The organism is Candidatus Aquicultor sp. (assembly GCF_054640775.1).
On sequence record NZ_JBTSLF010000183.1, the window covers coordinates 1 to 4,845 of the forward strand.

At 47.1% G+C, this 4,845-nt stretch carries 4 protein-coding genes and 1 pseudogene; all 5 read right to left on the reverse strand.

The features are described 5' to 3' along the window. Positions 1–349 (reverse strand): annotated as a pseudogene (locus ACYC56_RS12210) (ATP-grasp domain-containing protein); the annotation flags it as partial. A 56-nt stretch (positions 350–405) separates the two neighbouring features. Then, positions 406–1,416 (reverse strand): 2-hydroxyacid dehydrogenase, encoded by a 1,011-nt coding sequence (locus tag ACYC56_RS12215; protein WP_461374457.1) that lies wholly within the window; start codon positions 1,414–1,416, stop codon positions 406–408. Beyond that, positions 1,406–2,581, reverse strand: a complete 1,176-nt coding sequence (locus ACYC56_RS12220; RefSeq protein WP_461374458.1) for a pyridoxal phosphate-dependent aminotransferase — start codon at positions 2,579–2,581, stop codon at positions 1,406–1,408. The genes ACYC56_RS12215 and ACYC56_RS12220 overlap by 11 nt, the downstream gene beginning before the upstream one ends. Positions 2,582–2,630: 49 nt before the next feature. Continuing rightward, entirely contained in the window at positions 2,631–3,713 is a 1,083-nt protein-coding gene (locus tag ACYC56_RS12225) for a peptidoglycan bridge formation glycyltransferase FemA/FemB family protein (protein WP_461374459.1), read from the reverse strand. After that, positions 3,710–4,285: a sugar transferase gene (locus tag ACYC56_RS12230; protein WP_461374460.1), complete on the reverse strand. Its 576-nt coding sequence runs from the start codon at positions 4,283–4,285 to the stop codon at positions 3,710–3,712. The genes ACYC56_RS12225 and ACYC56_RS12230 overlap by 4 nt, the downstream gene beginning before the upstream one ends. Positions 4,286–4,845: the final 560 nt, after the last annotated feature.

The window sequence follows — 4,845 nt, forward strand, 5'->3', positions numbered from 1 at the left end:
CTTCTGCCCGATATTTATCAAAACACATATCGATGATATGCGGTGCCGATATAACAGGTATAGTCCCTATCTCAAGAAAGCTTTCGCGCTGTCTTGCGAGTAATGGCAGCTCCAAATCGTTGAGCGATAGCAGTAAGCGAACCTGGTGCTTATCGCAGATATCCCTCAAGATATCGAAATACTCCGGATGGCCTACAGGAGGCACGATGAAATACCCGTCAGCTTCTTGCAAAGCCGATGCATCTGGATTAGTATCTGCCGCATATATCTTTCCTTGGCCGTTCAAAGCGTCTCTGAAATATTGGATCAGGTAATTGCGACGCCCCGCACAGGTTAATAATACGTTCATGAACTTAATGGTCCTCCTAACCGCTCATTCATATAGAGAGCATTGGCGATCGGTGACTAATAGCCGACCTCTACATCAACAATATTGATGAGGGGTCTTCCTGTCGCCAGGCAGTTAATATTTTCAATCGCACCATCAAGATGGGGTAAGCGACCCTCCGCGAACCCCGCCCGGTGTGGTGAAAGAACAAGGTTGTCGAGCATATGAAACTGATTCTTCGTCGATGGCAGAACGTCCGGGCTATCCAATTTCGGGTAGTTATACCAGGTATCGATCGCAGCACCGGCGATGCGTTTTTCTTTAAGGACAGCGTAGAGGGCATCCTCATCGACAACCTCACCACGCGAAATATTGATCAAGTAAGCTGAGGGTTTCATGCTTGCCAGTAAATGCTCATTAAACAAGCCTCTTGTTGCATCGGTCAACGGTAGTGTAATAAAAAGAAAATCGGACTCGCTTACCACAAACTCCATATCGTCGGACCCCCCAAGAAAAGCTAGTGGTGGGGGCGTATCTGCTCGATCACGGCGGGCGGCAGCTATAAGCTTAACGGAAAATCCCGAGAGCATCTTGGCAATAGCCTGCGCGATTTCGCCGTAACCAACAAACCCTATGGTCTTGCCACTGATCATAACGGGCGGCATGAATACTCCATCGCCTCGCTTCGGCCTACACCACTTCCCCTGCCGCAGCCGTTGGTCGTGAAATGGAATCTTCTTTGCAATCGCCAACATAAGAGCGACCGTATATTCGGCAACGACATCAGCGTTACTGTGCGAGTTGCACACCGGGATGTTATATCTTCTAAGCAGCTCGAAGTCCACCACATCTACTCCAGCCCATGGTACTTGGATAAGTCGTAGTGACCTGCCGTTATTCAGCACGGCCTCCGAGACATAGGGGCCGAATAATACGTGAATATCATCCTTAACGGCATCAGCCATCGCGGCATCAGTAAACGCCTGTGGGCTTACAATGCTAACGTTCTCAAGTAGATGAGCACGTAGATGCACGATATCTTCTGGAAAATAAGGTTTGGTAAGCAATACCCTGACACTATCGCCCATGTCTCACCCACCCATCGACAAAATCACTCAACTTTTCAAACCCTTCCGAAATAATCTCAGTCGCGTTGGCAAGCGAGATCCTGCAGAAGGTGTCGAATTCAGGACCATTAGATATCCCCGGTAGCATCGCAACACCGGTTTCCTCCAAAAGCTGGGTGCAGAACGTATCTGAGGATAATCCCGTGCTCGATATATCAAGAAATGTAAAAAAGCCAGCTTCAGGATATGAGCCCGCAAGATGTACGTTGCTGGCGATTAACTCCTCGTAGAGTTTTCTTCTAGCCCTGAGGTTTTCGATAAACTCATCGAGGTGGGTGTGCGAACCCGTTAACGCCGCGATTGCAGCTTTCTGGATAAACGCCGCAGTGTTGGCGTTAAGCTGCAAGTTAAGCTTGAGCATTAAAGCGGTTAGTTCTTTATTGGCATGCACGTAACCGATTCGCCACCCGGTCATGGCATACGCTTTACTAAAACCATTAACCGTTATTATTTTCTCCCGTATGTCTTCAAACGATGCCGGCGAAATGTGTTTCTTATCTGAAAGGGTGATTTTTTCGTATATCTCATCGGAGATAAGATATAGTTCGTTATCCCTCACTACCCTCACGATAAACTCGATTTCGTCGTCGAGCAGCATCCTACCGGTGGGGTTGTTGGGATAGTTGATTACAATAAGCTTTGTCTTTGGATTGACGAGTGATTCGATACGTTGTTTATCAATTACGAAATCTAGCCCTTTCAAAGGCACATTGTGGACGATCGCCTGTGGTTCGGCAATCTTAATAATCGATATATTGCCGTCATAGCAAGGGGTAAAGTTGATAACCTCATCGCCCGGTCGTAATGTTGCAGCACAGGCCAGGTATAGGGCATTTCTTGCACCCGGCGTGACTACAATCTCATCTGCGCTCGCTTCAATCCCATTATCCCGGTAAAGCTTTTCAGCAATTAATTCTCGCAGCTCTGGAAGGCCTTGCGCGGCGGAATAGCGTGTTAATCCCATGTTCAATGCATCGATTGCGGCCTTTTTTATGTGCTCGGGGGTTTCAAAATCAGGCTCACGAAGGCCAAGCGAGATAATTCGCCTGCCTTGCCGCTTTAGTTCCTGCGCCTTTAGGCTAAATTGCAATGTAGCTGGACTTGTTACTGCTTTATCTATAATCATATTTCCTCCGCTAAACATAACCGTAAATATTTCTGATAATCTAAGCCGCTTACCCTAAGCCCCTTAGCTTATGCTGTTCCGCTACATATGGTTTGCGATATTCGGGGAAAAAGTTATTATCCTGCACAAAGCCACTTAATTCCATCCGATGACGCACGAGAATAGCATACTTGCTTTCATCTAAGATCATTCTGTACGTATAAAAATCGGCCCGAGATTTTGAAAATCCTGATTTATACTCAAATAAGGTATCCATATTACCGCCGACTCCACCACCCATATGAACAACTTTATGGCCTGCATCTTTTGCCCAACGCCAAAGATAATCCGTTCCTAGTTTTGATGAAGCAAAACGCAAGTACTTGTTACAAGAAGCCCCGAGATGGTCTTGCACAATACCATCCACGACTACACATAAGCCAGCCGCAGTAGCCTCCCCCTCTGGCGAGATTACCGTATGAAGATGTAAGCGGTCACCGAGAGCGTCACGTAGATCATAGAAATAACTATCCGAAAACAGATAAAACTCGCTTGCAGACCTACGCTCCATAGTTTCTCTATACATGGCGATGAATTGATCAAACAAACTCCAATCATCGACGGTTACCTTAAATCCAGCATGATGCAACTGCTTAATACTTCTCCTATGACTACGTCTCATCTGTTGCCAAATATCCTCAGCGGACAAAGTAAGGTCTATATAGACGGTCTGTCCGTGATGCACCAGTGTGCCAGTTTTTGCCAATTCACCAACCGGAAGTTGCAGTAAAGGGTGAAAGCGGAAGAAAGCAGAAACGATTCCCTGCTCCACACAATTGTGCTTAAATTCCTCCAGAAAATGCGCTAACGAGGGTGAGCCTTCGGGAGCAATCAAAATAGGCGATGGATATCCATACGGTGCCGTAATATCATACCAACCTTCACCTACCCCAAGCTCCGCCGGGATATCCCTAATCAGTAGCGGGGCTAAAAATCTATCATCCCCTGCCTCGGCGTAAAAAGCAGAAGGAATGCCGCCTTCATGCTTAGCAGTGAACTCTACGTATTCAGGCAAATGATAGAAATCATGCCGAGCATGCGCGAGTACTGATGTCCAACGCGGATCGCATGGTTTTATAAACTCCGCTATCATTGTCGCATTCCTTCCTTCGACCCCTTAAACTCAGGCATTGTGGCAAATCCTTCTGCGCTAATCCCTTCACGCTTCACCACTTTGATCAACGTTAAGAACAAAATCTTTATGTCTAGTAGCATCGACCAATTATCCACATACCAAATATCAAGTTTGAACTTCTCTTCCCACGAGAGACCGTTGCGCCCGTTTACCTGAGCCCAGCCTGTGATGCCGGGTTTAACATTATGCCTGCGAGCTTGCCCAGGGGTGTAGCGATCGAGATAGCTCATCAGAAGCGGTCGTGGCCCTACCAGGTTCATATCCCCCTTAAGGACATTAAACAGCTCAGGCAACTCATCTAGGCTTGTCGAGCGCATGAAGTTTCCAAAAGATGTAAGTCGATTTTCGTCCGGCAGCAAATCGCCATTCTGGTCTTTTAACTCTTTCATGGTGCGAAACTTGTATATAGTAAAAGGCTTGCCCCCAAAACCGGGCCGCACCTGGCGAAATAACACCGGGGATCCCAGGGTGCTACGGACTAGAAATGCGATCATAAATAGAGGAACAGCGAGAATGGTGAGACCCAGCATAGCTCCAAGCAGGTTCATTATCCTTTTAATTACACGGAAGGGCTCGCCTTTCCTCGTTCGGCTCTCGTACACTGTCTCTGTTAAGATATGTTCGAGTTGGATAACCGCTTGCTCACGATTAAAGCGTTGTTCCGCCAATTTTTTTGCGGCCATACCGGCTGTCTCTAGCCATGCATTGTCTCTAACAGCGTTAAGTATATTCAAAGCTGCTGAGTTTATGTCTTTTGCGCTTAGGATGAGACCAGCCCCTGTTTCACGGATTATATCTGCTTGCCATCCCTCGTGGTTTATAGCAATTGGCTTGCCTGCTGCCAAAGTATCAAAAAACTTGTTCGCGGAATTGTTCCAAAGTTCCTTGAGGTCGATAACAAATGACGTGGCCAAGTCAGCGGCAGATAGCCAGGCTGCTATTTCGTACTTTGGCGCAACCGGAATCATAAAGAAATTCTTATTTAGTACACCTAGCTCCTCAGCTACGGCTCGAACCTTACTGTCTTCTCTGCCCGTGCCGATAACCGCAAATCGGATCTCTTGATCATGGCTGCTAACCTCTGAAGCCA

What these genes read in the sequence shown, in the direction of transcription:
- ACYC56_RS12215 (WP_461374457.1), bottom strand. Translation starts at nt 1,416, where the DNA reads ATGGGCGATAGTGTCAGGGTATTGCTTACCAAACCTTATTTTCCAGAA.
- ACYC56_RS12220 (WP_461374458.1), bottom strand. Translation starts at nt 2,581, where the DNA reads ATGATTATAGATAAAGCAGTAACAAGTCCAGCTACATTGCAATTTAGC.
- ACYC56_RS12225 (WP_461374459.1), bottom strand. Translation starts at nt 3,713, where the DNA reads ATGATAGCGGAGTTTATAAAACCATGCGATCCGCGTTGGACATCAGTA.
- ACYC56_RS12230 (WP_461374460.1), bottom strand. Translation starts at nt 4,285, where the DNA reads ATGCTGGGTCTCACCATTCTCGCTGTTCCTCTATTTATGATCGCATTT.